At 73.3% G+C, this 20,481-nt stretch carries 20 protein-coding genes and 1 pseudogene; 7 read left to right on the top strand and 14 right to left on the bottom strand.

Translation table 11 applies throughout. The features are described 5' to 3' along the window. Positions 1-89: 89 nt before the first annotated feature. On the bottom strand, positions 90-2,018 hold the full coding sequence (locus tag ACQPYN_RS04365) for an MFS transporter (RefSeq protein ID WP_433038710.1): 1,929 nt from the start codon (positions 2,016-2,018) through the stop codon (positions 90-92). 236 nt (positions 2,019-2,254) lie between these two features. On the opposite strand from ACQPYN_RS04365, the gene ACQPYN_RS04360 reads away from it, so the two are divergent. Beyond that, entirely contained in the window at positions 2,255-2,776 is a 522-nt protein-coding gene (locus tag ACQPYN_RS04360; RefSeq protein ID WP_433033949.1) for an FBP domain-containing protein, read from the top strand. Between the two features lie 31 nt (positions 2,777-2,807). Here ACQPYN_RS04360 and ACQPYN_RS04355 read toward each other — a convergent pair whose 3' ends face one another. From ACQPYN_RS04355 to ACQPYN_RS04325, 7 genes and pseudogenes are all read right to left on the bottom strand, one after another. Next, positions 2,808-3,515: a hypothetical protein gene (locus ACQPYN_RS04355; protein ID WP_433033946.1), complete on the bottom strand. Its 708-nt coding sequence runs from the start codon at positions 3,513-3,515 to the stop codon at positions 2,808-2,810. Positions 3,516-3,620: 105 nt separating this feature from the next. Next, positions 3,621-4,019: a 4-carboxymuconolactone decarboxylase gene (gene pcaC / locus ACQPYN_RS04350; protein ID WP_433033943.1), complete on the bottom strand. Its 399-nt coding sequence runs from the start codon at positions 4,017-4,019 to the stop codon at positions 3,621-3,623. Next, complete coding sequence (locus ACQPYN_RS04345; RefSeq protein WP_433033940.1) at positions 4,016-4,819, bottom strand: lyase family protein; 804 nt, start codon at positions 4,817-4,819, stop codon at positions 4,016-4,018. Before ACQPYN_RS04345 ends, pcaC begins: the two co-directional genes overlap by 4 nt. Next, positions 4,810-5,328 (bottom strand): annotated as a pseudogene (locus tag ACQPYN_RS04340) (lyase family protein); the annotation flags it as partial. The gene ACQPYN_RS04345 and the pseudogene ACQPYN_RS04340, both read right to left, overlap by 10 nt. 37 nt (positions 5,329-5,365) lie before the next feature. Further along, a complete protein-coding gene (locus ACQPYN_RS04335; protein WP_433033937.1) occupies positions 5,366-5,950 on the bottom strand; it encodes a type 1 glutamine amidotransferase domain-containing protein in 585 nt (194 codons plus the stop codon). Between the two features lie 73 nt (positions 5,951-6,023). Next, positions 6,024-6,485, bottom strand: a complete 462-nt coding sequence (locus ACQPYN_RS04330; RefSeq protein ID WP_433033934.1) for a DUF309 domain-containing protein — start codon at positions 6,483-6,485, stop codon at positions 6,024-6,026. 10 nt (positions 6,486-6,495) lie between these two features. Beyond that, the gene (locus tag ACQPYN_RS04325) at positions 6,496-7,596 is read right to left on the bottom strand and encodes a TerC family protein (RefSeq protein ID WP_433033931.1); all 1,101 of its coding nucleotides are present in this window, start codon (positions 7,594-7,596) and stop codon (positions 6,496-6,498) included. A gap of 781 nt (positions 7,597-8,377) precedes the next feature. Between ACQPYN_RS04325 and ACQPYN_RS04320 the strand changes: the two genes are divergently transcribed. Beyond that, complete coding sequence (locus ACQPYN_RS04320) at positions 8,378-8,779, top strand: hypothetical protein (protein WP_433039176.1); 402 nt, start codon at positions 8,378-8,380, stop codon at positions 8,777-8,779. Beyond that, positions 8,697-9,044: a phosphodiester glycosidase family protein gene (locus ACQPYN_RS04315; RefSeq protein WP_433038708.1), complete on the top strand. Its 348-nt coding sequence runs from the start codon at positions 8,697-8,699 to the stop codon at positions 9,042-9,044. Before ACQPYN_RS04320 ends, ACQPYN_RS04315 begins: the two co-directional genes overlap by 83 nt. A 329-nt stretch (positions 9,045-9,373) precedes the next feature. Here the strand turns inward: ACQPYN_RS04315 and ACQPYN_RS04310 are convergent, their stop codons facing one another. From ACQPYN_RS04310 to ACQPYN_RS04300, 3 genes are all read right to left on the bottom strand, one after another. Further along, positions 9,374-9,925, bottom strand: coding sequence for a DUF4190 domain-containing protein (locus ACQPYN_RS04310; RefSeq protein ID WP_433033928.1), 552 nt, complete (start codon positions 9,923-9,925; stop codon positions 9,374-9,376). Positions 9,926-10,094: 169 nt separating this feature from the next. Further along, positions 10,095-12,107: an acyl-CoA dehydrogenase family protein gene (locus ACQPYN_RS04305; protein WP_433033925.1), complete on the bottom strand. Its 2,013-nt coding sequence runs from the start codon at positions 12,105-12,107 to the stop codon at positions 10,095-10,097. A gap of 44 nt (positions 12,108-12,151) precedes the next feature. Next, positions 12,152-12,871: a TetR family transcriptional regulator gene (locus tag ACQPYN_RS04300; RefSeq protein WP_433033922.1), complete on the bottom strand. Its 720-nt coding sequence runs from the start codon at positions 12,869-12,871 to the stop codon at positions 12,152-12,154. Between the two features lie 100 nt (positions 12,872-12,971). On the opposite strand from ACQPYN_RS04300, the gene ACQPYN_RS04295 reads away from it, so the two are divergent. From ACQPYN_RS04295 to ACQPYN_RS04280, 4 genes are all read left to right on the top strand, one after another. Then, positions 12,972-14,297, top strand: a complete 1,326-nt coding sequence (locus tag ACQPYN_RS04295; RefSeq protein WP_433033919.1) for an acetyl-CoA C-acetyltransferase — start codon at positions 12,972-12,974, stop codon at positions 14,295-14,297. A gap of 5 nt (positions 14,298-14,302) precedes the next feature. Continuing rightward, positions 14,303-15,676, top strand: a complete 1,374-nt coding sequence (locus ACQPYN_RS04290; RefSeq protein ID WP_433033916.1) for a 3-oxoacyl-ACP reductase — start codon at positions 14,303-14,305, stop codon at positions 15,674-15,676. Further along, entirely contained in the window at positions 15,676-16,530 is an 855-nt protein-coding gene (locus ACQPYN_RS04285; protein ID WP_433033913.1) for a MaoC family dehydratase, read from the top strand. The genes ACQPYN_RS04290 and ACQPYN_RS04285 overlap by 1 nt, the downstream gene beginning before the upstream one ends. 200 nt (positions 16,531-16,730) lie before the next feature. Continuing rightward, entirely contained in the window at positions 16,731-17,213 is a 483-nt protein-coding gene (locus ACQPYN_RS04280; protein ID WP_433033911.1) for a winged helix-turn-helix transcriptional regulator, read from the top strand. On the opposite strand, the gene ACQPYN_RS04275 is transcribed toward ACQPYN_RS04280, so the two are convergent. The 3 genes from ACQPYN_RS04275 to ACQPYN_RS04265 all read right to left on the bottom strand — a co-directional run bounded on the left by ACQPYN_RS04275 (position 17,180) and on the right by ACQPYN_RS04265 (position 20,295). Further along, complete coding sequence (locus ACQPYN_RS04275; RefSeq protein ID WP_433033908.1) at positions 17,180-17,986, bottom strand: MBL fold metallo-hydrolase; 807 nt, start codon at positions 17,984-17,986, stop codon at positions 17,180-17,182. The genes ACQPYN_RS04280 and ACQPYN_RS04275 overlap by 34 nt on opposite strands. Next, a complete protein-coding gene (locus ACQPYN_RS04270; RefSeq protein WP_433033905.1) occupies positions 17,983-19,164 on the bottom strand; it encodes a zinc-dependent alcohol dehydrogenase in 1,182 nt (393 codons plus the stop codon). Before ACQPYN_RS04270 ends, ACQPYN_RS04275 begins: the two co-directional genes overlap by 4 nt. A gap of 108 nt (positions 19,165-19,272) precedes the next feature. Beyond that, complete coding sequence (locus tag ACQPYN_RS04265; RefSeq protein WP_433033902.1) at positions 19,273-20,295, bottom strand: NADP-dependent oxidoreductase; 1,023 nt, start codon at positions 20,293-20,295, stop codon at positions 19,273-19,275. Positions 20,296-20,481: the final 186 nt, after the last annotated feature.

The raw sequence follows: 20,481 nt of genomic DNA, 5'->3' as shown, positions 1-20,481 counted from the left end.
CACACCGACGCTGGCAGCGATCTTTGACGAACTGATGACCTACGTGCGGCGTTCGTGTGAGGCTGCTCGGACGACCGGCCCAGCGTGATTCAGCGCACGGCCGCACGCTCGCGCAGCACGACATCGACGTGCACCGGCGACCCGTTGACCGTGACCCGGGTGGCGGCCGGCGCCGCCGCACCTCGCCCCCGGGGTGTCGCGATCACCAGGTAGTCCCCGGGGCGCCCGCCCGTACTGAGCGTGAAGCGGCCCTCGTCGTCGCTCTCCGCGCGGTCGGCCTCGTGCCCGTGGGCGTCGACGAGCGTCAGCACGGCCGCGGCCGGCGCCTCGTCGGGCGCCAGGATGCGGCCCGCGACGGCGACGGGGCGCGCCACGGGCCCGCTCGGGTCCTCCTCCCCCAGCGCCTCGCCGGCCGCCCTCTCGATCCCACCGGCCTCCTGCACCGACGGCTTCGCGCTGTCGAACAGCGACGCGATCGCGGCGACGAGGCAGCAGACCGCGGCGAAGCCGAGCGCCAGGAACAGGCCGTCGGCGAAGGGGCCGGAGATCAGCTCCGGGAAGAAGCTGCGACCGGTGAGGAACCCCGCCTGCTGCGGCCCCACCTGGGACAGCACGCCGGGGCCGAGCAGCGTCTCGATCGGGTTGTAGCCGAGCAGGGCGGCGAACAGCGTGCTCACCGGCGGGAGCTCGGCGATGCGGCCCGCGACGTCGGCGGGCACGCCCTGCCCGGTCAGCCCGTTGAACAGCGCCGCGGGCAGCGTCGAAGCGAGGCCCAGGATCAGCATCGAGAAGAAGATGCCGATCGAGAGGACGGTGGCGCCGTTCTGGAACGTCGCCGTCATGCCCGCCGCCGCGCCGCGCTGGCGGGCGGGGACGCTGTTCATGATCGAGGCGCGGTTCGGCGAGGAGAACAGGCCCATCGCGAGCCCGTTGACCGCGAGCAGGATCGCGAACAGGTAGTACGGGAAGTCGACCGGCAGGAACCCCATGAGCAGGAAGCTCACGGCGGCGACCAGCATGCCGCCTGCCGCGTACCAGCGGGCGCCGTGCCGGTCGGAGAGCACGCCGGAGAGCGGTCCGGCGATGAGGAAGCCGATGGTCAGCGGGACCATGTAGATGCCGGCCCACAGCGGCGTCGACTCGTAGTCGTAGCCGTGGCGCGGCAGCCAGATGCCCTGCAACCAGATGATCAGGATGAACTGCAGGCCACCGCGCCCGAGCGCCGAGAGCAGGTTCGCGATGTTCCCGGCCGTGAACGACCGGATGCCGAACAGCGACAGGTGGAACATCGGGTGCGGGACGCGCCGCTCGATGGCCACGAAGACCGCCAGGACGACGACGCCGCCGATGAGGCAGACGAGGACCGTCGGGCTCGTCCAGCCCATGACGTGCCCGCCGTAGGGCTGGATGCCGTAGGTGATGCCCATCAGCACCGCGACGAGGCCGACGGCGAAGGTGACGTTGCCCCACCAGTCGATGCGGCCCTCGTGGCGCTCGCTGGTCTCCTTGAGCTTGGACCAGGCCCAGATGGTGCCGCCGACGCCGATCGGCACCGAGACGATGAAGACGAGGTGCCAGGCCACCGGCGCCAGCACCCCGCCGAGGATCAGCCCGAGGAACGACCCGGCGATGGCGGCGATCGAGTTGATGCCCAGCGCCAGGCCGCGCTGGTGGGTCGGGAACGCGTCGGTGAGGATCGCCGTGGAGTTCGCGAGCAGCAGCGCGCCGCCGATGCCCTGCAGGACGCGCATGGAGATCAGCCAGATCGCGCCCGCGTCGCCCTTGAGCCACGTGACGGCCAGCAGGATCGAGAACACGGTGAACACCGCGAACCCGAGCGTGTACATCCGGGTCCGGCCGAACATGTCGCCGACGCGACCGAAGGTGACGACGAGGACGGCCGTCACCACCAGGTATCCCATGATCAGCCAGAGCAGGTAGCTGATGTTCTCGGGCCGCAGCGGGTCGAGCGCGATGCCGCGGAAGATGTCCGGGAGCGCGATGAGCAGGATCGACATGTTGATCGTCACGATCAGCACGCCGAGCGTGGTGTTGGTCAGCGCGATCCACTTGTAGCGGGGCCCCAGGTGAGCCACCGCCGGCGCGACCGCCGCGTCCGCCCTCGTCGTCACATGGCCTCCGCCGTCAGACCGTTAGGTTCGGTCAACTATAGGCACGCCTCGTCGAGCCCCGCGGTGTGACGTCCTCGTACCGTGCCCGGGGTACGCCGCACGCCCACCCCGGGAGCCCGCCCGTGACCGCCCTGACCGCCGACACGGTCCGCCGCTCGATGATCAATTGCTCGAAGGGCGACGCGAAGCGGATGACCCTCGCCGACGACGTCGTCGGCACCGACCTCGAGGAGGTCGAGTTCGTCGGCTGGCGCGACCCGCGCATGCCCCAGCGGGCGTACCTCGTGAGCCTCCACGAGGGCGCGGTCACCGGGGTGCTCCTGCGGCCGGCCGCGGGCGGCGGGCCCCGGCGCACGGCGATGTGCGCGCTGTGCCGCACCACCCGCTCGGGCGGCGACGTCACGCTCTTCACCGCGCCACGCGCGGGCGCCTCCGGGCGGGACGGCAACACCGTCGGCACCTACATCTGCGACGACCTCGCCTGCCCCGCGACCACGCGCCTCGAGAAGGCGACCCCGAGCGTCGCGCCCGACCTCAGCCACCCGGTGGACGAGCGCACCGCCGGGCTGCGCGTCCGCCTCGACACCTTCCTCGCCTCGATCCGCGGGACCGTCGACGCCGCGGGAGCCCCGGCCACCCCCTAGGACGTCAGCAGACCGACGAGATCGTCCGCGCCTAGGACCCGGCCTGCGGCACGAGGACGGGCAGGGCGCGCAGCGCGAGGTCGATGAGCACCGGCTGGGCCTGGTCCTCCGGGATCGGCCGGTCGGGCGTGAGCGTGAAGCTGGCCGTCACCCGGCCGTAGACCACGACCAGCACCGGGCCCTCGGGGTCGGGGTAGAACACCGCCTCGGCGGCGCCGAAGGGCACCGGCTGGGCCGGCACGCCGGAGCTGGCCTGGGCGTCCCGGTTGACCTGCGACTGCGCGGTCGCGGCCTCCGGGGTCGTGTACCCGCTGGTCAGCATCTTGAGGATGAGGGTGTCCGACGGCGGCGCGCCGGGGCCGCCGAGCGAGGTGTAGTTGCACGTCACCCGCTCGAGGCGCCCGACCGAGGGCGCGGGGACGTCGCGCAGATCGGTGACGCGCACCGTGCCGAGAGGCAGGCCGAGGTAGTTCGGCACCTGGTCGGACGGGAGCACCTGGTCGCAGTCGGTGGGCAGGATGCTGTTGCGGGGCGGCGGTGCGCTCGTCGCCGGTGCCGCGCCGGGACCCGGGAACGTGGGGATCGGCGGGGTACCGCTCGGGAGGCTGGACGAGCAGGCGCTCAGCAGCAGCGCGAGCCCGGTGGCCGCGCCCGCGAGCGCGAGACGGCCGCGTCGGGACCCCCGCCGCGCCGGCCCCGTCGCCGGACACGTCGCCGGACCCGCTCCCGCGCGCTCCATCGGCCCCCGCTCGTCGTCGCCCTCGCCCGCCCTCGCCGCAGGCGACCGTGACGGTACTGCGCCGACCACGGTAGTAGCGGTCACCGGGTCCGGGCGCGGCGCACCTCAGCCGTCCGGCTCCTCCTCCGCCAGCACCTGCTGCGCGACCCCGAACGCCCGGTTGGCCGCGGGGACGCCGGCGTAGACGCCGACCTGCAGGAGGACCTCCTGGATCTCCTCGCGGGTCAGCCCGTTGCGACGGGCCGCGCGCACGTGCATCGCGAGCTCGCCGTCGTGGTGCAGGGCCGCGAGCACCGAGAGCGTGACGATGCTGCGCTCCCGGCGGGCGAGCCCGGGCCGGGTCCAGATGCCGCCCCAGGCGTAGCGGGTGATGAAGTCCTGGAAATCGGCGGTGACGTCGTCGGTGTTCGCGACGGCCCGATCGACGTGGCCGTCGCCGAGCACCGCGCGGCGCACCTCCTCGCCGGCGGGGTCCCAGTGCTCGGTCGAGGGGTGTGGGCTCACGGGTTCTCCTGACGCGATCGGAGCAGGTCGTCGACGAGCGCGGCGGCCTCGCCGACGGCGCGGGCCGGGTCGAGCAGCGCGCGCGCCTCGGCGGCGGGATCGGCGGACGGGTTCTCGAGGCCGGCGAGGGCCTCGGCCAGCACGTCGGCGAAGGGCCGGTGCTCGTCCTGGGCGGTGCTCGCCGCGGTGGTGACGAGGTCCTTGGCGGCGGCGTGCCCGAGCCGCTCGCGCAGCCCCGTGGTCGCCTGCTCGGCGAGCAGCAGCCCGCCGGTGACGTCGAGGGCGGCGGCCACGCGGTCCGGGTCGACGACGAGGTGCGTGGTCGCGTCGGCGAGCCACGCCGCCCCGGAGCCGACGGTGCGCAGCAGCTCGGTGAGCGGGCGCCACTCGGCGTGCCAGGGTCCGGCGGCGCGCTCGTGCTCGTGCAACGAGGCGGCGGTGAGCACCGAGGCGACGAGGCCCGGCGCGGCGACGGCGGCGGCCCGCGCGGAGACGGCGGCGACGGGGTTGCGCTTGTGGGGCAGCGTCGAGGACCCGCCGCGGCCGGGGACGTCCTCGCGCACCTCGCCCACCTCGGTCTGGGCCAGCAGCACCAGATCGGTGGCCACGGACCCGACCGCCGCGCCGGCGCGCCCGAGCAGGCCGGCGAGCTCGGCGATACGGCCGCGCTCGGTGTGCCACGCGAGCGGGGGTCGACGAGGTCGAGCCGCCGGGCCAGCGCGGCGCGCACGGCCCGGCCGTGACCGTCGAACGCGGCGAGGGTGCCGACGGCGCCGCCGAGCTGGACCGCGGGCCGCCACGCGGCGAGGGCGTCGGCGGCGGCGTCCAGTCCCGCGCACCACCCCGCGGCCCGGAGCCCGACCGTGATGGGGGCCGCCTGCTGCAGCAGCGTTCGACCGGCGGCGGGGCGGTCGCGATGCGCTGCGGCGAGGTCGGCGGCCGCCTCGGCGGCGGCGCGCAGGTCGGCCGTGATCGCGCCGACCGCCGCGCGAGCCACCAGCATCGCCGCGGTGTCCATGACGTCCTGGCTGGTGGCGCCCCGGTGGACCCCGGAGGCCGCTGAGCCGCTCAACGCCCCTCGCAGATGGGCGACCAGCGGGACCACCGGGTTCCCGGACGCGGCGGCCTGCTCGCCGAGGACGGTGGCGTCCACAGGGCGGCGGCACGCGTCGGCGATGGCGTCGGCGTCCGCGCGGTCGAGCGTGCCGACGTCGGCGGCCGCTGCCGCGAGCGCGGCCTCGACCTCGAGCAGGGCCGCGACCCAGGCGTCGTCCGCGACCGCCGCCCGGGCCGCCCCGCGCGCGAGCACGGGGTCGAAGAGCCCGGGGCGGTCGGTCACGCGGGCATCATGCCTGGGCGGTGGCCCCCGCGTGGCGGACGCTGTGCGCGCCCTCGCCGAACTCCTCGACGATCTTCGCGCAGAAGGCGTCGAGGTCGTTGGGGTTCCGGCTGGTCACGAGGCCACGGTCGACCACGACCTCCTCGTCGACGGCCTCGCCGCCGGCGTTGCGGATGTCGGTGCGCAGGCTCGGGTACGACGTCAGCGTGCGGCCGCGCACGAGGTCGGCCTCGACGAGCGTCCACGGCGCGTGGCAGATGGCGCCCACCGGCTTGCCCGCCGCGAAGATCGCCTGCACGAACGACACGACGTCGCCGCTCTGCCGCAGCTGGTCGGCGTTGATCGTCCCGCCGGGCAGGACGAGCGCGTCGAAGTCGTCGGCCGAGACGTCGGAGATCGCCGCGTCCGGGGTGAACGTGTCGCCCTTGTTGATGTCCGAGTTCATCGCCTGGATCGCGTCGGTGGACAGCGAGACCAGCGTGCTGCGCGCGCCCGCCTCGTCGACCGCAGCGCGGGGCTGCTCGAGCTCCGCCTGCTCCACGCCGTTCGTCGCGATGATCGCGACCCGCAGTCCGTCCAGTGCGCCGGCCATTCCGGGTGTCCTCCTCGAGGTGTACTCCAGTGCTCACCCCTCGGGTCCCCGGTCGGCGGGCGGCCCGAAACGGTCAGCGCTGCCGCAGCACGAGCCCCGGGGCGAGGGGGCCGGAGACCTCACGGGCGGCGGCCCACCCCGCCAGCGCGGTGGGGTCGACGCCGTGGCGCGAGGCCGCCGCCGGGGCCTCCGCGATGGTCTCCGCGCCGCGCCGCAGCAGCGACGAGGCCCCGCGCGGGTTGCCTCGCTGCTCGTGGGTCAGCCCCACGGCGAGCTGGGCCAGGCCCTTCCAGAGCAACCGCTCGTCGGGTGGTGCGGCCTTCCACGCGCCCTCGAGGACGTCGTGGGCGTCGAAAGGCCGGTCCCGGTCGAGCAGGTCCTGCGCGCGGGCGAACACCTCGTCCGGCGGGAGGTCCTCCTCCTCGTCGGGTCGGGGCACGCCGGTCGCTCCGCGGGGCAGCGGGCGGCCGCTGGCGTCGCGGGGCCGCGAGTTCTTCGCGCGTCCCGCCTCGTCCCGGTCCCGGTCGGCCACCACGCCCGAGATCCTAGGACTGCGAGCGCGAGCCCGTCTGCTCGGAGTCCGTCGTCGTCTCCTGGGTGCCCCGGCCGTCCTGGCCGCCCGCGGATCCCTCGCCCTCGGTGACGGCCGGGGTGTCGTCGTCCCCGCCGTCGTCGGCCGACTCCTTCGTCGCGTTCCGCGTCGACATCAGGCTGGTCACCGTGACGACGGCCAGCGTGGCGACGATGACCACCAGCGAGAGCCAGGTCGGGATCTCCGGGATCGCCGGGTTCACGTCCTCGTGCAGGTACAGCAGGATCAGCTTGACGCCGATGAAGGCCAGGATGAACGCCAGCCCGTAGCTCAGGTGCACGAGCCGGTCGAGCAGGCCGACCAGCAGGAAGTACAGCGCGCGCAGGCCCAGCAGCGCGAACGCGTTCGCCGTGAAGACGATGTACGAGTTCTGGGTGATCCCGAAGATCGCGGGGATCGAGTCGAGGGCGAACACGAGGTCCACCGACAGGATCACCGCGACGACGATGAACAGCGGCGTGACGCCCCACTTGCCGTTGACCCGCGAGGTGAGCCGGCCGTCGTCGGACTCGCCCTCGTGGTCGCCCTGGTCCTCGTGGACGGTGACGAACCGGCGGACCACCTTGACCGCACGGTTGTCGTGCATGTCCTTCGGTTCCTGACCGTGCTGCCTGATCAACGTCCACGCCGTGTACATCAGGAACAGGCCGAAGATGACGAAGACGAACGCGAAGGCGGAGATCACCGCGGCGCCGATGGCGATGAAGATCGCGCGCATCACCAGCGCTCCGATGACACCCCAGAGCAGCACCTTCTGCTGGTGACGCTTGGGCACGGCGAACTGCCCGAGGATCACCGCGAAGATGAACAGGTTGTCGACCGAGAGACTCTTCTCGACCAGATAGCCGGCGAAGTACTCGGTGCCCGACTGCGTGCCCATCGTGAACAGCAGGATCACGCCGAAGACCACGGCGACCGCGACGTAGATGACCGACCAGAGCGTGGCCTCGCGGAAGCTCACCTCGTGCGGGGACCGCGCGTGCCAGATGTCGATACCGACGAGCACGATGATCCCGCCGATCGTGGCTGCCCATGCCCAGAACGGGACCGTCACGCCTGCTCCTCGCCATCGCCGTCGTCGTGCTCGGGGTGTCGCGTTCGCCAACGGACGCGGTGGTCGGTCGGTTCCCCGGTGTGACGATACCGACCCGCGAGCGGTAACGACGTCGTTGTCCGAATTCCCGCCGTCTCACCCGGACGGGCGGAGAACGCGGGGGGTCGGGGTGTCGGGCCCCGGCATGATCGTCCGTCCCACCAGGGTCCCCCGGGTCGACCGAGGGACCCGGAGGTACGCGTGGGACCACGCCGGTCCGCACTCGCCCTCGCCCTGGCCGGGGTGCTCGCCCTCGGGGCCGCCGCACCGGCACCGCCGCCCCCGGACGGGCGGGTGCTCGACCAGCTCCTCGCCCCGCGCGGCGCGCCGGACCTCGCCGGCACGTCGTACCGCGAGTTCACGACGACCCTGCCCGACCCGCGGGGCGGTCCGATCCGGGGCGACGTCGTCGAGGTGGACCTGACCTCGACCGCCGTCCGCGTCGACCTGCTCACCCCGCCCACGGTGGCGGCCGTGGCGACGGTGCCCGAGCTCGCCGGGCGGGCGGGGGCGGTCGCGGCGGTCAACGGCGGCTTCTTCGACGAGGGCGGCAGCGGCGCCCCGGTCGGCGCGGAGATCGTCGCGGGGGCACCGCGGAGCTCCGGGGTGCCCGTCGGCCGGCGTCCCGCCCCGCCGGCGCCGCCCGGGAGGACCCCGACACGGTGGTCGGCATCGACCGCGCCGGGCGTGCGCACCTCGCCCGGGTCCAGTTCCGGGGCCGGCTCGTCGCGGGGGCCGCACGGTGCCGCTGGCGGGTCTCGACGGCTACGCCGTGCCGGTGGACGGCGTCGGGGTGTTCGACCCGGCGTGGGGCGACGCGTCGCGCGAGGCGGCGACCTGCGGCTCCGACACCGACCCGCGCGCCGGGTGCAGCGCCGACACGGTCGAGGTCCGGGTGGCCGGCGGGCGGGTCACCGCGGTCGGGCCGCCCGGCGAGGGCCGCCTGCCCGCCGGGACCCTCGCCCTCGTCGGGCGCGAGAGGGCGCGGCGTCGCTGCGCGCCCTGCCCGTCGGCACCCGGGTCGCCGTCGACTACCGCCTCGACGCCGTCGGCGCCCGCCCCTGCGCGTCGCCGTCGGGGCCCTGCCGCTCGCGCGCGCCGGGCGTCCCCTGCCGGGCCTGCAGGCCACCGAACGCGCGCCTAGCACGGCAGTCGGGCTCTCGGCGGACGGGCGGCGGCTGTGGCTCGTCACCGTCGACGGGCGCCAGGACGCGAGCATCGGGACCACCCTCGCCGAGCTCGGGCGCCTGCTCACCGACCTCGGCGCGCCCGTCGCCGCGTCCCTCGACGGCGGGGGCTCGACGACCATGGTCCGGCGCGGGCGTGACGAGGACCTCACCGTCGTCAACAGCCCCTCCGCCGACCCCCTGCGCGCCGTCACCGACGCCCTCGCCGTCCTGCCCCGCTGACCTGCCCCGCTGACCTGCCAGCCTGGGGACCATGCTGACGTCCAAGGTCAGCAAAGCCCCCATCTCGATCGAGCCAGGTCGACCGGGCCGGGACGATTTCCGCCCCCACCCGGGAACACGCGGCCCCCTCATGCGGTTCAATGAGACGTCCGGGCCGGGCGCCATGTGCCCCCGGGTCTCATTTAAGAAGGCCTCCAGGGACGATCGTTCGGCTGAAGCCCTGCTGTGCCGCGCGCCGCGAGGCGGCTCATCGCCCGGTCCGGACACCCGACACACGACGGCCCCCGCACCCATCAGGGTGCGGGGGCCGTCGTCGTCGCGGGGAGGGATCAGCCGCCCTCGCCCTCCGGGCCCTCCGGCTCGCTGCCCGGGAGCTGCTGGCCGAACTGCTGGCCGCACTGCTCGTAGGCCTGCTGGACCGCGGCCGGGTTCGGCTGGTTGTTGGCGTTGTTGACGCAGTCCTGCAGCTGCTGCAGCGAGTTGGCGCCGCCGAAGTTGAGGAACGCGACGGCGAAGAAGATCACCAGGATCTGGGTGATGACGCCGATGATCAGCATGATCACGCCGAGCACCAGGCCGGTCGTGGCCGCGCCGCCGTTCGTGGCCTGCAGCGACTTGACCCGCCCGCGCCCGACGGAGCCGAGGATGACGGCCAGGAGCGCCAGGATGATCGTGACGATGCCCAGGAACGGCACCCAGACGATGACGATCGACAGCAGCGCCAGGATGCCGAACACCAGCGCCGCGGTGCCCATGCCGTTGCGGGGCTTGGGGGGCGTGGCCGGCTGGCCCCAGCCCGGCGGGTTACCGCCCTGGTCTCCGTAGGACTGCTGCCAGCCCTGTTGCCCCTGCTGGCCGTAGCCGTCGCCCGGAGTGGTCACGTCGAAAGTCCTCTCGCGCCTCGAAGCTCCGGCCGACGGCCGGGCGGTCATCGTGCCACCGGTACCCGTTCCACTCGGAGTCCACCGATGGAGCATTCTGACGAAGCGGCTTTCCTGGCACCCAGTGCAAGCGAGGACGCAGGGCTTGCACCGGGACGGTGCTCTCCGATCAGTGCAAGGACGCCGCGTGGGCGCGGGCCTCGTCCTGGCGGCGCTGCTCGGCGCCGGTCGCGATGGGCGCGCCGATCCAGGTCTCCGGGATGCCGAAGGCGTCGACGAGCGCGCGGGCGTGGGGCCGCAGCTCCTGGCAGAGACGGTTGACCTCGGCGGTCACGGTCTTGGCCCGCGCGGCCGAGATGCGCCCGTGCTCGAGGAACCAGCCCTTGTCCTCCTCGATCACCGACAGCGCGTAGAGGTCGCAGACCGTGCCCAGCAGGGCCCGCGCGGACGGGTCGACGGCGGCCTCGACGCCGCGCACGAAGGCGTCGAGCACCAGGCCGTCGAGGTGGCTGCGCGCCGCGCGCAGGAGGTGGTCCTGCGCGTTGTTGAAGATCGCGAACTGGCGCTCGGCGGACAGGCTCTTGTCGCGCGCGGGACGCAGCCGGCGCACCAGGCCGTCGAGCGTGTGCTCCTCGCGGTCGTCGAGCAGCTTGACCTGCCAGGACCGGTCGAGCACGTCGTCCTCGTCGCGGCCCGGCGCCACGGCGCGCAGGCGCTCGGCGAGCTGGCGCAGCGAGGTGCGCTCGGCGACGGTGTCGAGCACCTGGTCGGCGACGAAGCGCACGGTGCCCAGGGTGTCGAGGTTCCCGAAGTCGTCGGCGTAGCCCGAGATGAGGCCCTTGGCGACGAGCTGGAGCAGGACGGTGTTGTCGCCCTCGAACGTCGTGAAGACGTCGGTGTCGGCGCGCAGCGCACCCAGCCGGTTCTCCGACAGATAGCCCTGCCCGCCGCACGCCTCGCGACAGGCCTGGATGGTGGCCGTGGCGTGCCAGGTGGTGAGCGCCTTCGTGCCCGCGGCGCGCGACTCGAGCTCGCGCTGACGCTTCTCGTCGACGTCCCCGCCCGCCTCCCGGGTGGTCTGGATGTCGTGGAGCATCTCGACGAGCTCGTTCTGCGCGAACCGCAGCGCGTAGGTGCGCGCCAGGCCCGGCAGCAGCTTGCGCTGGTGCGCCAGGTAGTCGAGGACGGTGATCTCCTCCTCGCTGCCCGGCGCCGCGAACTGCCGGCGCGCCTCGCCGTAGCGCACGGCGATGGCCTGGGCCAGCGACGCGGCACCCACCGCGCTGCCCGAGACGCTCACGCGGCCGCGGACGAGCGCGCCGAGCATGGTGAAGAAGCGGCGGTTCTCGCTCTCGATCGAGCTCGAGTACGTGCCGTCCTCGGCGACGGCGCCGTAGCGGTCGAGGAGGTTCTCGCGCGGGACGCGCACGCCACGGAACGCCAGCCGGCCGTTGTCGACGCCGTTGAGCCCCTCCTTGTGCCCGTCGTCGCTGATCTCGACGCCGGGCAGGACCGCGCCGTCGTCGTCGCGCAGGGGGACGAGGACCGCGTGCACGCCGTGGCGTTCGCCGTGTGTGTAGAGCTGCACGAACACCGCCGCCATCCGCCCGTCGCGGGCGGCGTTGCCGATGTAGTCCTTGCGTGCCGACTCGGTCGGGGTGTCGACGACGAACTCCCCGCTGTCGGCGTCGTAGGTCGCCGTGGTGTGCACCGACTGGACGTCCGAGCCGTGACCGGTCTCGGTCATCGCGAAGCAGCCCGGGAGCGAGAGGTCCATGACGCCGGGCAGGAAGCGCGCGTGCTGCTCGGCGTTGCCGAGCGCCTGGATCGCGCCCCCGAACAGGCCCCACTGCACCCCGCTCTTGACCTGCAGCGACAGGTCGGCGAAGGCCAGCATCTCGAAGGAGACGACCGAGGCGCCGATGTCCCCGCGCCCGCCGACGGCGGTGGGGAAGCCGTGCACCGCGTGACCGTCGTCGGCGAGACGCCGGAGCATCTCCCAGATCTCCGCGCGGTAGCTCTCGACGTCGAGGCCGGGATCCACGCGCAGCTCGGCGAAGTCGGGCCGGTCGCGGATCTCGTCGCGCACGGTGTGCCAGCGCCCGTCGAGGGTGCGCTGGACGGCGGCGACGGTGGCCGCGGTGACGTCGTCGGGAGAGAGGCGACTGGACGGGCTACTCACGGGGTCCCTCCGGGGGAGCGGGTTCGTGATCCGGGTGTGCCCCGTCAGGACGCGGACGACGCCGCAGCGGGCGTCACAGTGCGCGAGAGACCCGACCAGGCGAGGTCCGCCAGCTGCCCGGCCAGTTCCTCGCGCTCGAGGTCGGGACGGGTGGCCAGCCACTGGTCGCCCGCGGCGCGGACCATGCCCACCAGGGCGTGGCCCCACGTCTGGGCGGGCGAGGGATCGCGGTTCTGACGGCGCAGTTCGGTCGAGATGATCTCTGCGATGTGGTCGCCGATAACCGTGCAGAGGTCGCTGACGGGGTCTTCGCTCTCCGGCCGGTCGAGCTTCGGAGGGCGCATGACGTAGCGGTAGACCTCGGGGTCGGCGGCGATGAGCCCCAGGTAGGCGTCGATGCCCGAGACCAGGGTGCGGCGCGGGTCGTCCGACGCCTCGCGCATGGCCGTCTGGAGCTGCCCGACGAGCGTGGCCGCGACGCGGTCGCAGACGGCGAGGTAGAGGTCGTTCTTGTCGGCGAAGTGCCGGTAGACGACGGTCTTGCTGGTGCGCGCCTGCGCGGCCACCTGGCTCATGCCCACCTCGGCGCCGTGCGCGCGGATGGCCACGATCGTGGCGGCGGTGAGCTCGTGACGCCGGGCGCGGCGGTGCTCGTCCCACCGGCTGGACCGGCGGTCGCGGCGAGGCCGGGGGCCGGACTCGCGCTCGCTGTCGCGCGCGCCACCGACACCCGCGTCGGAGTGATGCGTGGAACGACGGCTCACGTTACCGACGGTACCTGATACTTTCGGGTAACTCCGTCGGCACGGCGCACGTCACGCTGCCGTGACCGCCCCCGCAGACTCAGCCGAACTGGGAGGAACCGTGCCCCCGACATCGTCCTCGGCCGCATCGTCCCGACCGACGCTCCCCCGCCGCGCGGCGATCGTCGGCGCCAACCGCATCCCCTTCGCCCGGTCCAACGGCGCCTACGCGCGGGCCTCCAACCAGGACATGCTCACCTCCGCCCTCGACGGCCTCGTGGCCCGGTTCGGGCTGGCCGGCGAGCGCCTCGGCGAGGTCGTCTCCGGTGCCGTCCTGAAGCACAGCCGGGACTTCAACCTCACCCGCGAGGCCGTGCTCGGCAGCCGTCTCTCGGCCGCGACGCCGACCTACGACGTCCAGCAGGCCTGCGGCACGAGCCTGCAGACCACGGTGCTGGTCGCCAACAAGATCGCCCTCGGGCAGATCGAGAGCGGCATCGCCTCGGGCGTCGACACCACGAGCGACGCCCCCATCGAGGTCAACGACGAGCTGCGCCGCGTCCTTCTGGCCGCGAACCGCGCGAAGTCGACCGCGGGCGTGCTCAAGGCGCTCGCCGGGCTGCGTCCCGGCCAGATCGTCCCCGAGATCCCGGCGAATCGTGAGCCGCGCACCGGGATGGCGATGGGCGAGCACGCCGCCCAGACGGCCGCCGCGTGGGGCATCAGCCGCACCGCGCAGGACGAGATCACGGTCGCGAGCCACCAGAACCTGGCCGCCGCCTACGAGCGCGGGTTCTTCGACGACCTCATGACCCCCTACCTCGGGCTCACGCGCGACAACAACCTGCGCGCCGACTCGACGCTCGAGGGCCTCGCCAAGCTCAAGCCGGTGTTCAAGCCCGCGGGCTACCCGGACACCGAGGCCACGATGACCGCGGCCAACTCCACCCCGCTGACCGACGGCGCCGCCACGGTGCTGCTGGCCAGCGACGAGTGGGCCGCCGAGCGCAACCTGCCGGTGCTCGCGCACGTCGTCGACGCCGAGACCGCCGCGGTCGACTACGTGCACGGCGACGAGGGCCTGCTCATGGCCCCGACCTACGCCGTGCCGCGGATGCTCGAGCGCAACGGCCTCACGCTGCAGGACTTCGACTTCTACGAGTTCCACGAGGCCTTCGCCTCGACGATCCTCGCCACGTTCGCCGCGTGGGAGGACCCGATCTTCTGCAAGGAGCGCCTGGGGCTCGACGAGCCGCTGGGCAGCTTCGACCGCGCCAAGCTCAACGTCGCGGGCTCGTCGCTGGCCACCGGCCACCCCTTCGCGGCCACCGGCGCCCGCATCGTCCCGACCCTGGCCAAGCTGCTGCACGAGAAGGGGTCGGGCCGCGGCCTGATCTCGATCTGCGCGGCCGGTGGCCAGGGCGTCGTCGCCATCCTGGAGGCCTGAACCAGATGTCCAACGACTGGTACTCCGACTTCGTCAACTCCGGCTTCGGCAAGTCGATCGCCGGCACCGTCGGGCTCCCGCCGGTGCCGAAGCTGCGGCGCTACGAGCCCGGCCAGCCGCTGCTGTCGGGTCCGGCGCTGCTCGGCACCGCGACGGCCGACGGCCGCGTCGCCAAGGTCGTGCGCTCGCTGCTGACCGACCTGGGCATCGAGGTCCACGACGACCCGAACGCCGCCGTCGGGGGCGGCTCGTCGTCGTCGAAGGTGGCCGCGGGCATCGTCGACGCGACCGGCCTGTCCGGGCCCGCCGACCTCGCCGAGGTCCAGGCCTTCCTCACCCCGGTCATGCGCCGGATCGGTCCCTCGGGCCGCATCCTCGTGATCGGTGACGTGCCCGCCGAGGCCACGTCGCCTGCGGTCCGCGCCGCGCGTCGCGCCCTCGAGGGCCTCGTGCGCTCGGCCGGCAAGGAGGCCCGCTACGGCGCGACGGTGAACCTCGTGCACGTGGCGGACGGCGTCGAGAACGACCTCGAGTCGACGCTGCGCTTCTTCCTGTCGTCGCGCTCGGCGTTCGTGCACGGGCAGCGCCTCGACGTGGGCACGGTCCCGGGCTTCTCGGGCTCGAGCCAGGGGGTCGACTGGGACAAGCCGCTCGCCGGGCGCACCGCGGTGGTCACCGGGGCCGCGCGCGGCATCGGCGCCACCGTCGCCTCGACGCTGCGCCGCGACGGCGCCACCGTCATCTGCGTCGACGTGCCGTCGGCCGGCGACGCCCTGGCGCGTACGGCCAACGACATCGGCGGGAGCGCGCTGCAGCTCGACATCACCGCCGACCACGCGCCGGCCACGCTGCTCGAGCACGCCCAGCGCCACGGCGGGCTGGACATCGTCGTGCACAACGCCGGCATCACCCGCGACAAGCTGCTGGCCAACCAGGACCGCGACCGCTGGAACTCGGTCATCGACGTCAACCTCAACGCCCAGCTCGCGATCAACGACGCGCTGCTCGGCTCCGAGGTGTTCCACCGCGGCGGGCGCATCGTCACGGTCTCGTCGATGGCGGGGATCGCGGGCAACCGCGGCCAGACCAGCTACGGAGCCTCGAAGGCCGGCGTCATCGGGATGGTCGACGCGACCGCCCCGCTGCTGGCCGAGAAGGACGCGACGATCAACGCGGTCGCGCCGGGCTTCATCGAGACCGCGATGACCAAGGCCATGCCCGTCGGCACGCGCGAGGCCGGGCGGCGCCTGTCGTCGATGACCCAGGGCGGGCTGCCGGTGGACGTCGCCGAGACGATCGCCTGGTTCGCCCAGGGCGCCTCGTACGCCGTCAACGGGCAGGTCCTGCGCGTCGACGGCCAGAACTTCCTGGGGGCCTGATGACCGTCGAGACGCTGGACGGCCCGCCGACGCTGGGCGTGCTCTACGGGCGGGCGCTGCTGACGGCGCGCTCGGGCGGCTCCATGCTGCCCGACCGCCGCCTCGACCTGCCCGGGGTGCGCATCGAGGCGGACACGGTCGCCGACTACAACCACGTCTGCGGGTTCTCCGTCGGCGGCGTCGTGCCGCCGACCTACCCGCACATGCTGGCGTTCCCGCTGCAGATGCGGCTGATGACCGACCGCGAGTTCCCCCTGCCCGCGCCGGGCATGGTGCACCTGCGCAACGTGATCACCCAGCAGCGTCCGCCGGAGGTCGGCGAGCCCCTGCGCGTCGCGGTGCACGCCGATCACCTCGCCGCGCACCCCAAGGGCGCGCAGGTCGACCTCGTCACCGCGGTGACCGACGCCGACGACGTCGAGATCTGGGGCTCACGGAGCACGTATTTCGTGCGCGGGGCGCCGGCCCCCGACGACGAGCCCGCCGCGCCGCCGGAGCCCGACCCGCAGGTGGGCCGGCTCCCGCACGCGGTCTGGCGGATCCCCGCCGACATCGGCCGGCGCTACGCCGCCGTCTCCGGCGACGTGAACCCGATCCACGTCAACGGCCTCGCGGCCAAGGCGTTCGGGATGCCCGGCACCATCGCCCACGGGATGTGGACCAAGGCCCGCGTCCTGGCCGCGCTCGCCGGCCGTCACGGCCCGGCGTTCACGGTAGACGTGGTGTTCAAGGCGCCGGTCCGCGCGCCGTCGAAGGTCTACCTCCACACCGCCGAGGCGGACGGGGGTTGGGACGCGAAGCTCGTGAGCCCGAAGGGCAAGGACCACCTGCTGCTGACGCTGCGCGAGGCCTAGCCAGCACTTTGCAACGAACGCGCTGTTCGCTGCTTCTACGCGCACGAACTCCCCGTTCGCGCCGGGACCTCCGACAGCGTTCGCGCCGGGACCTCCGACAGCGAGGTCGCCGCGAGCGGGGAGTTTCGGCGCATAGAAGCAGCCAGATACCCGTTCGCTCCAACTTGTGTCATGCAAGCAGGGCTCCGTAGGCTCCGGCCGTGCTCGGGAAGACCTACGACCGCGAGGTGTGCTCGGCCGCGCGAGCGCTGGAGGTCGTCGGCGAGCGCTGGAGCCTGCTGATCGTGCGCAAGGCGCTGTACGCCGGCGCGCGGCGCTTCGGCGACTTCCGCTCGCTGGGGATCGCGACGAACGTCCTCGCCAGCCGCCTCGACGGCTTCGTCGCGGCGGGGATCATGGAGACCGACGGCCCCGAGTACCTGCTCACCGAACAGGGCCGGGAGCTCGCCACCGTCGTGGTCGCCCTTACGGCGTGGGGCGATCGCTGGCTCGCCCCCGACGGACCGCCCGTCCACTACACGCACACGGGGTGCGGCTCCGATGTCGCCCCGCGCCTGGTCTGTGAGGCGTGCGGCGTCCTCCACGACGCCGGCGAGGTGCACGCGCGCCCCGGCCCCGGCATGCCCGCCGAGATCGCGGCGCGCATGGCTCAGAGCGAGATCGTTCCCCCGCGCTCCACGTAGTCGACGCGGTCGCCCCAACCGCGCCGCTCGACCTCGGCGGTGAACGCCGAGAGCGGCGAGCGGAAGCGGTCGTAGTCGTCGACGTGGATCGGGGTCGCCCGCCGTGGGGCCACCGTCTCCAGCACGTCGGCGCCCATCCGACCGTCCATCGTCACGACGATGCCGCCGGGCAGCGTCGTCCCGCCGAGGTGCAGGACGGCCCGGTCGACCTCGCCGATGTGCTCGCGGATCTGCCGGATGCCGTCGAAGGGCAGCGTGTCGCCCGAGAGGTAGACGCGGCGCAGGGTCTCGCCCGCCGGCGACCGGAACTCCAGCAGGCTCCCCATCACCGGCGGCAGCACCCGCTGGAGCGGGCCGGGGGCGTGCTGGCCCGGCAGCGCCGTCACCTCGAGCGTCGCGCCGTCGGGCCGGACGAGCGTGTGCGACTCCCACGTCCGCAGCCCGAGCGCCCGCCGGAAGCCCTGGCGCGACTGCAGCGTGCGGGACGCGGCGGGCGTCGTCACCACCGGCAGCGACCGGTCGAGCGACCGCCGGGCCACACGGTCCCAGTGGTCGCCGTGCAGGTGCGACAGGACGACGCCGTCGAGTTCGGGCAGCTCGTCCGGGGTGCACGCGGGCTCGGTCAGGCGCTTGGACGTGAGCCCCTTGCCCAGGTACGCCCGCTGGCCGCGGTGCAGGAAGTTCGGGTCCGTGAGGATCGTGAACCCCCCGCACCGCAGCAGCGTGGTGGCCGTCCCGATGAAGTACAGGGACGGCTCCTCGGGGGTGCTCACGGCGCCAGGACGACCTTGATGCACTCGTCCTGCTTCTTCTGGAAGATCTCGTAGCCGTGGGCCGCCGACTCGAGCGGCAGCCGGTGGGTCTCGAGGTCGTGGACGCCGAGCGGGTCGTCGTCGGTGAGCAGCGGCAGGATCTCGGGGGTCCAGCGCTTCACGTGGGCCTGGCCCATCTGCAGGCTGATGCCCTTGTCGAAGATCTTCAGCATGTTGATCGGGTCGGCCGTGCCGCCGTAGACGCCCGAGAGCGACACCACGCCCGCCCGGCGCACGGCGTCGACGCACCCGACCAGTGCGGCGGTGCGGTCCACGCCCGCGACCTGCATCAGCGGCGCGGAGATGGCGTCCGGGAGCTTGTTGACCATCTTCTGTGCGAGCTGCGGGATCGCCGAGCCGCCGTGGGCCTCCATGCCGACCGCGTCGATCGCGGAGTCGGTGCCCCGGCCGTCGGTGAGGTCACGGATCGCGGTGGTGACGTCGTCGACGACGCTCGAGTCGACCACCTCGATGCCGTGCCGGCGCGCCATCGCGTTGCGCTCCGGGACGCTGTCGACGGCGATGACCCGGGCACCCCGGTGGCGGGCGATCCGCGCGGACATCTGCCCGATGGGGCCGAGGCCGAACACCGCGACGCTCCCGCCCTCGGGGATGCGCGCGTACTCGACGGCCTGCCACGCGGTGGGCAGCACGTCGGAGAGGTAGAGGAAGCGCTCGTCGGCCGGGCCGTCCGGGACCTTGATCGGCCCGAACTGCGCCTGCGGCACCCGCAGGTACTCGGCCTGGCCGCCCGGGACCTGCCCGTAGAGCTTCGTGTAGCCGAAGAGCGAGGCGCCCATCCCCTGGTCGCGGTTCTGGGTGGTCTCGCACGCGGCGAACCACTGGCGCTCGCACATCCAGCAGTGCCCGCAGGAGATGTTGAAGGGGACGACGACGCGGTCGCCGACCTTCAGGTCGCCGGTCTCCGAGCCGACCTCCTCGACGACGCCCATCGGCTCGTGGCCGAGGATGTCGCCGGCGTCGAGGAACGGTCCGAGGACCTCGTAGAGGTGGAGATCCGAGCCACAGATCGCGGTGCTCGTGACCTTGATGATCGCGTCGGTCGGCGCCTGGATCGTGGGGTCCGGGACCGTCTCGACCCGGACGTCGCCCTGACCCTGCCATGTCAATGCACGCATGGTTCGGGCTGCCCGACGACGCTCCGGCTCGAAACGAGGCGCTGCCGCGCACGTGCGTGATCTGGGTCGTCCCGAGGGCCCAGATCACGCACGTGGGCCTCCGGCCCCTCACACCTTGACGATCATCTTCCCGGTGTTCTCGCCGCGGAGCATGCCGCGGAACGCCTCGACGGCCCGGTCAATGCCCTCGACGGTGGTCTCCGCGAACTTGACGCGGCCCTCGGCCACCCACGGGGTGACCTCCTCGAGGAACGGGCGCATGCGGTCGATCGAGTCGGTGACGATGAAGCCCTGGATCGACAGGCGCTTCTTGACGATCTGGAAGAGGTTCGCCGGCCCGGGGGTCGGGTTCTCGTCCGTGTCGTTGTAGTGCGCGATCGCCCCGCAGGCGGCGACGCGGGCGAAGTCGTTGGCGCACGCGATGGCGGCCTCGAGGTGGTCGGCGCCGACGTTGTCGAAGTAGACGTCGACGCCGTCGGGCATGGCCTCGCGGAGCTGGTCGGTGACCGAGCCGTCCTTGTAGTTGAACGCCGCGTCGTAACCCAGCTCGCCGGTCAGCCAGGCCACCTTGTCGGCGCTGCCCGCGCTGCCCACGACGCGCGAGGCGCCCTTGAGCTTGGCGAGCTGCCCGACGAGGCTGCCGACCGCGCCGGCGGCGCCCGAGACGAAGACGGAGTCGCCCTCGCGGAACGCGGCCTTGTCCAGCAGGCCGACCCAGGCGGTGAGGCCGGGCGCACCGAGCACGCCGAGGAACGCCGACGGGCTCACGCCGTCGGGCGCCGAGACCTTCTGCACCTGCTTCGCGGGGACGACGCCGTGCGTGCGCCACGCGAGGTTGGCCGTCACGAGGTCACCGACCGGAACGTCGTCGCTGCGGCTCGCGACGACCTCACCGACCGAGCGCCCGTCCATCGCCTCGTTCAGCCGGAACGGCGCCACGTACGAGGGGACGTCGTTCATGCGCCCGCGCATGTAGGGGTCGACGGAGAAGTCGTGATTGGCGACGAGGACCTCGCCCTCGGCCGGTTCGGGGAGCTCGCGGTCGACGAACGCGAAGTCGTCGGGCTCGGGGAACCCGGAGGGGCGGCGGACGAGGTGGACCTCGCGGGCGGTCACGGTCGTGGTGCTCATGGACAGGAGGGTGCCCGTCCCACGCGTGTCGATGCCGTGACGCGGGTAGCCCCGGGCTTGAGCCGGGTTCGCTCACCCTCCCGGGTGTGACATGAGTCGACCCGACTCAGGAATGAATCGTTCCCCCGGATCGCTGACAGGGGCAGTGCCGGCACCCCAGCCGGCGTGGACCCCCACTGAGGAGCT

Source organism: Actinomycetospora sp. CA-053990, assembly GCF_050948445.1.
Lineage (GTDB): Bacteria > Actinomycetota > Actinomycetes > Mycobacteriales > Pseudonocardiaceae > Actinomycetospora > Actinomycetospora callitridis.
Note: the sequence above shows the minus strand (reverse complement) of the source record. Positions and strands in the feature narration are given on the sequence as shown.

Excerpts from the sequence above, each read along its gene's own strand:
- ACQPYN_RS04270 (WP_433033905.1), bottom strand. The coding sequence starts at position 19,164 with ATGCGTGCATTGACATGGCAGGGTCAGGGCGACGTCCGGGTCGAGACG.
- ACQPYN_RS04290 (WP_433033916.1), top strand. The coding sequence starts at position 14,303 with ATGTCCAACGACTGGTACTCCGACTTCGTCAACTCCGGCTTCGGCAAG.
- ACQPYN_RS04285 (WP_433033913.1), top strand. The coding sequence starts at position 15,676 with ATGACCGTCGAGACGCTGGACGGCCCGCCGACGCTGGGCGTGCTCTAC.
- ACQPYN_RS04365 (WP_433038710.1), bottom strand. The coding sequence starts at position 2,018 with ATGTCGATCCTGCTCATCGCGCTCCCGGACATCTTCCGCGGCATCGCG.
- ACQPYN_RS04355 (WP_433033946.1), bottom strand. The coding sequence starts at position 3,515 with ATGGAGCGCGCGGGAGCGGGTCCGGCGACGTGTCCGGCGACGGGGCCG.
- ACQPYN_RS04265 (WP_433033902.1), bottom strand. The coding sequence starts at position 20,295 with ATGAGCACCACGACCGTGACCGCCCGCGAGGTCCACCTCGTCCGCCGC.
- ACQPYN_RS04335 (WP_433033937.1), bottom strand. The coding sequence starts at position 5,950 with ATGGCCGGCGCACTGGACGGACTGCGGGTCGCGATCATCGCGACGAAC.